Below are 4,569 nucleotides of genomic sequence, written 5' to 3'. Positions count from 1 at the left end.
GGGGCGCGTCGCCGATCGCTTGCACAGCTGGGGCGCGCTTGGCCTGAAGCAGTACTACCAACCGCGACGCGCGCAGCGTCAGTGGGTCAGCGAGGTCGCGCGTCAACGCGGCGATGTGCTGGTCACCGGTGAAGGCATGGACTTCGCCTATGACTTGAGCATGGTCATGGATGGCCAGACCGCTTGGGAGCATCCCATCCTGGATATTCCTTTGTACTCGGATGTCATCCAGTTCCTGGCGCGCTCCGGCGTTGCTTACAACCCGGAGCTGATTACGCCGGGGCAGGGTTTGTACGTGCTGGAGTATTTCTTGTCTCGCGAGAACCTGCCTGACGATCCCAAGCAGCAGCGTTGGGTGCGGTGGGATCAGTTGGCGCGCAAGAAGAATCAGACACAGCGGCCGTTGTCGGAATATCCGGCGGTGTTCTCGGTGGAAGCGGTGAAAGACATCGTTCGCGCTGGTGGCCGGGTCGGTGTGGGTGGTCACGGGCAGGAGCAGGGCCTGGGCACGCATTGGGAAATGTGGACCTTTGGTTTTGCGCTCGACCCGATCGAGGTGCTGGAAGCGGCGACCATTCGCAATGCGCAGTATCTGGGCTTGGATCGTGATCTCGGCTCGATTGCGGTGGGCAAGCTGGCGGACTTGGTGATTCTCGATGCCGATCCGCTCGCGGATTTGCGCAACTCGGTGAAGATCAATCAGGTGATGCTCGACGGCCGGTTGTATGTCGGCGATACCCTGGATGAAGTGTGGCCCCGCTCGCGGCCCTACGGCCCGCGTCGCTGGACGGTGCAGCGTGCTGTAGGAGCGCCGGATGCCGCGACCAAGTGAGGGGCTGAGTTTTGCGGTCGCCGTCGCGCTGGGCATTATCAGTTTAAGTGCGAATGCCCAGACGGCGTTGCGGCCGGACGATCTGCTCGGCTTGAACTCGCTGCATCGGGTTGAGATCAATCGCGACGGCTCCGCTCTCGTCACGAATGTGTCGATACCCGATATCGCGGCCGACGCATGGCGCAGCGAGCTGCGCATCACCGAGAAGGTCGGCAACGAACTGCGCACGAAGACTTTGGCTAACGCGCAGCTAGCCACTTGGTCTCGCGACGGCAAGTCGCTGTTGTTGGTTTCTCGCCAAGACGGCGTCGCGACGCTCAATGCCTACGATGTGGCGACGGGCACTACCAAACTGCTAACGGCGCTGGAGCATCAGCCGGCATCTTTAACGTGGAGCCCATCCGAATCCCAGGCGGCGATGATTGTCGAGCTGCCCACTCCCGCTCAAACCTGGTTCAAGCTCCCCGGCACACCGGCCGCCGCGCAGCGGCCCATTCTCATTGATCATGCGTTCTACCGCGGGGACGATGGCAGCTGGATGCCATCGGTCGAGCCGGCACTCTTCATCGTCGAGATCGCCACAGGAAAAACTCGCCAGCTCACATTACCTGCCGACGTCTCACTATCCGCAACCGAAGCAGGCGACGGCGGTCCGCCGGCATGGTCGACAGACGGCCGCACAGTCACAATCTCCGTGGCTCGCGGCCGCGACGCTAAAGTTAACTTGTGGAACGTCAACCGCGATCTACTCCAAATCGACGTAACAACCGGCGCCACGAAATGGATCGCCGAGCAGCCCGGCGTCGAGCGCGACGCTGCAATCGCTCCGGACGGAAAACGCATTGCCTTTCTCCGCCAACACGGCGATCCAAGCAACGTCGTATTTCCCTTCGACCTGGTAGTGCGGGACACGCGCACGGGAAAAGAAACACTCCCACTGGCCGGCCGTGATCTGAACATCAGCGGCTTCCGCTGGTATCCGGACAGCAGCAGCTGGCTGGTGAACTATCTCGAGCGTGGCCGCGGCATGCTGGCTCGCGTGACCGAGAAGGGCGATCTGCGAGTCATCAGCAACGAAGCGTTCGCATCGGTCTCGCGTATCGCCGCCAACGGCAAAGTAGCGTTTGTGAGAAGCGAATCAGGCCACCCAGCCGAAGCAGTCACAGTCGACGCCTCGGGTCGTCTCAATGAATGGACCAACCTGAATCCCACACTGAAACAGCGCTCCTTGTCTCGCCTGAGCGAAGTCGACTTCCCCTCGGCACACGTCGACCGCCGCCCCATTCATGCCATCGTAGCGACGCCGGCCAACGCCAAAGACGTGAGTTCACTGCCAGTAGTCGTCGACTTGCACGGTGGTCCCTACTCGGCGAGCACATTCGATTTCGACGCAGATCGTGAGCTGTTCGTGGCGCAAGGCTACGTGGTGATCCAGCCGAACTATCGCGGCAGCATCGGCTACGGCCGCGAGTTCATGCAGCTGAGCGATCGCAAACATTATCCGGGCTGGTACGACCAACCCGACGCCAGCAGCGAAATGGGATTAGACGTTGTCGGTGTGTTAAACGCCATCAAACAACACGGCCTGGGCGATGCCAACCGCGTATTCCTACGCGGAATCAGCGCCGGCGCCTTGCTAACTTCCTGGACCGTCGGCCGCACCGATGAATTCAAAGCTGCCGTGTCGCAGTCCTGGTACTCGGGCGAGTGGAGCGCGCCGTCCTATGGCGCCTATCAGATCCGCCGCTATTTCAACGGACCGCCCTGGGACACTCGCTATCAAGCGGAGTATTGGCGGCGCCAGCCCATCATGCTGGCCGATCGGATCAAGACGCCGCTGCTGATCATGCAAGGCGAAATCGATTGGATCACGCCGCTGATGGAAGCCGAGAAGTTCTATTACTCACTACGCACGCTCGGTCGCGAGGTGCAGCTGGCCGTGTTCCCCAATGAGACTCACGGCCTGCGGGCTCATCCCGCGACATTACCCAACTCGGTGCTGATGGAAGTAAGTTGGTTCCGCAAGCACGATCCGGCTCAGCCGGGCGGTGGCCGGGTGTCGAGCGCACCGTAAGTCAGTTTGATCAGCGGCTTCCGCGCTAGCCACAGCAGCAGCGCGGCGCCTCCGCACAGGCTCATCAGCACGATGGCGACGGTCGAGATGCCATAGCGATCATTGATCGGCGCCGTCGTCGCGGTGAGCCAGCTGCCCAAGCCGATGGTGAGATACCAGGCCCCGACTGCAAACGCGGCATGTCGGGGTGGCGCCAGGCGACTGACCGCGGCGATCTGGGTCGGCCATACGAGCAAATCGCCCAGGGCGAACAGCGCATACATGCCGACCATCCACCACAGACTGAACCGACCGTCGGCCGACACCGCTTTCTCGGCCAAGCCTAAAGCGAATACGCCATAACCGCAGGCCAGCGCCGCCAGACCAAACGCGAGCTTGGCGACCACATCCGGTTCGCGATGGCGGGCGGCCAGCGAGCGCCACAGTCGAGCAGCAGGCAGCGTGAGCACGATGAACACCAGCGTGCTGATACTCAGCAGCCAGGTGGTCGGCAGCTCGAAGCCGAACACGAAGCGATCCACGTGCGCTTTGGTTTCGATGTTGAGCAAGCCGCCTTTTTGATAGAACGACATGGCGTACAACACCACGAACAAGCTCATCAGCAAGGCCACTGCGATGCGGCCCCATTGCACATGCGATGGAACCGATGTGCCATCGTCGACATGATTGGGCTGCACGAAGTCAGGCTTCTTGCCGATGTCGCCGAGTAGCCGCTCATGGCGTGCCAGATACAGCACCAGGCCGGCGGCCATGCCGATACCGGCGACCGCGAAGCCCCAGTGCCAGTCGAGCAGCTCGCCGATGGTGCCGGCGACCAGATTCGAGAACAGCGCTCCCGAATAGATGCAGGCCATGAAAATGCCGAAGCCTTCCTCGCGTCGCGCATCGCCGGGCGCGTACAGCTTGCCGACAATGGAGGAGACGGTGGATTTGATGAAGCCGGTGCCGGCGACGATACCGACCAGGCCCAACAGAAACGTCCAGGCCTGCAGGTGATAGGCGAGCGCGACGGCACTGCCGCCAGCGGCATCGGCGGCACAGCGGCCGGACGCGAGCGCGCTGCTCACCTCGGCCGATGGGATGGCTTTGCCTAAAGGGATGCCGCAGGCATTCAGCCATTGGCCTACCGGCCAACCGGTGAAGGCTTCGATCAACCAGGGCCCGAGCGCGGGGCCTGACAACAAGAAGTGTCCGGCGGTGACTGCGACGCCGCCCCACAAGATGCAGGCGCGCTCGCCGAAATAGCGGCTGGCCAAAAAACCGCCCAGGGCCGGCGCGGAGAACACTGCGCCGGTGTAGATCGCATACAGCGTCAGTGCCTCGGAGTTGCTCCAACCGAAGCCGCCGGTGGCCGGCGACGCCGTCAAAAACAGCACCAGCAGACCGAGCATGCCCCAGTAACTGAAGCGCTCCCAGAATTCGGTGACGGCCACCAGGTACAGGCCGGGCGGCTGCTGTCGAAGCATGACCCGGAACGATTCCTTGGGGCGCACGGCGGGGGCGGCGTTGGGGCTGGCGGTAGTGGAGCTCACCGTGCGAGGGTAGGGCAGGCGCCGCTCGCTTGGCAACAGATACATTTCTGGTGAAATGTTGATGAGCGGCGCTATGCTAGACTTGGGCCCAGGAAAAACGACTCGAACTTTCGCCAGCAGGCTGCTCCATG

Annotated in this window: 3 protein-coding genes; 2 read left to right on the top strand and 1 reads right to left on the bottom strand. The window is 62.4% G+C overall.

The features are described 5' to 3' along the window. Window positions 1-832, top strand: an 832-nt coding sequence (locus JNL55_RS01935; RefSeq protein WP_293848604.1) for an amidohydrolase family protein, incomplete at its 5' end; no start/stop codon positions are given. Further along, window positions 816-2,906 (top strand): S9 family peptidase, encoded by a 2,091-nt coding sequence (locus tag JNL55_RS01930; protein WP_293848602.1) that lies wholly within the window; start codon window positions 816-818, stop codon window positions 2,904-2,906. The genes JNL55_RS01935 and JNL55_RS01930, both read left to right, overlap by 17 nt. Here the strand turns inward: JNL55_RS01930 and JNL55_RS01925 are convergent. After that, on the bottom strand, window positions 2,870-4,569 hold a 1,700-nt coding region (locus JNL55_RS01925; RefSeq protein WP_293848600.1), incomplete at its 5' end, for a peptide MFS transporter. The genes JNL55_RS01930 and JNL55_RS01925 overlap by 37 nt on opposite strands.

Origin of the sequence: Steroidobacter sp. (assembly GCF_016790065.1) — a bacterium.
Taxonomy (GTDB): Bacteria; Pseudomonadota; Gammaproteobacteria; order Steroidobacterales; family Steroidobacteraceae; genus Steroidobacter.
This window is presented reverse-complemented; position numbering and strand designations above follow the sequence as displayed.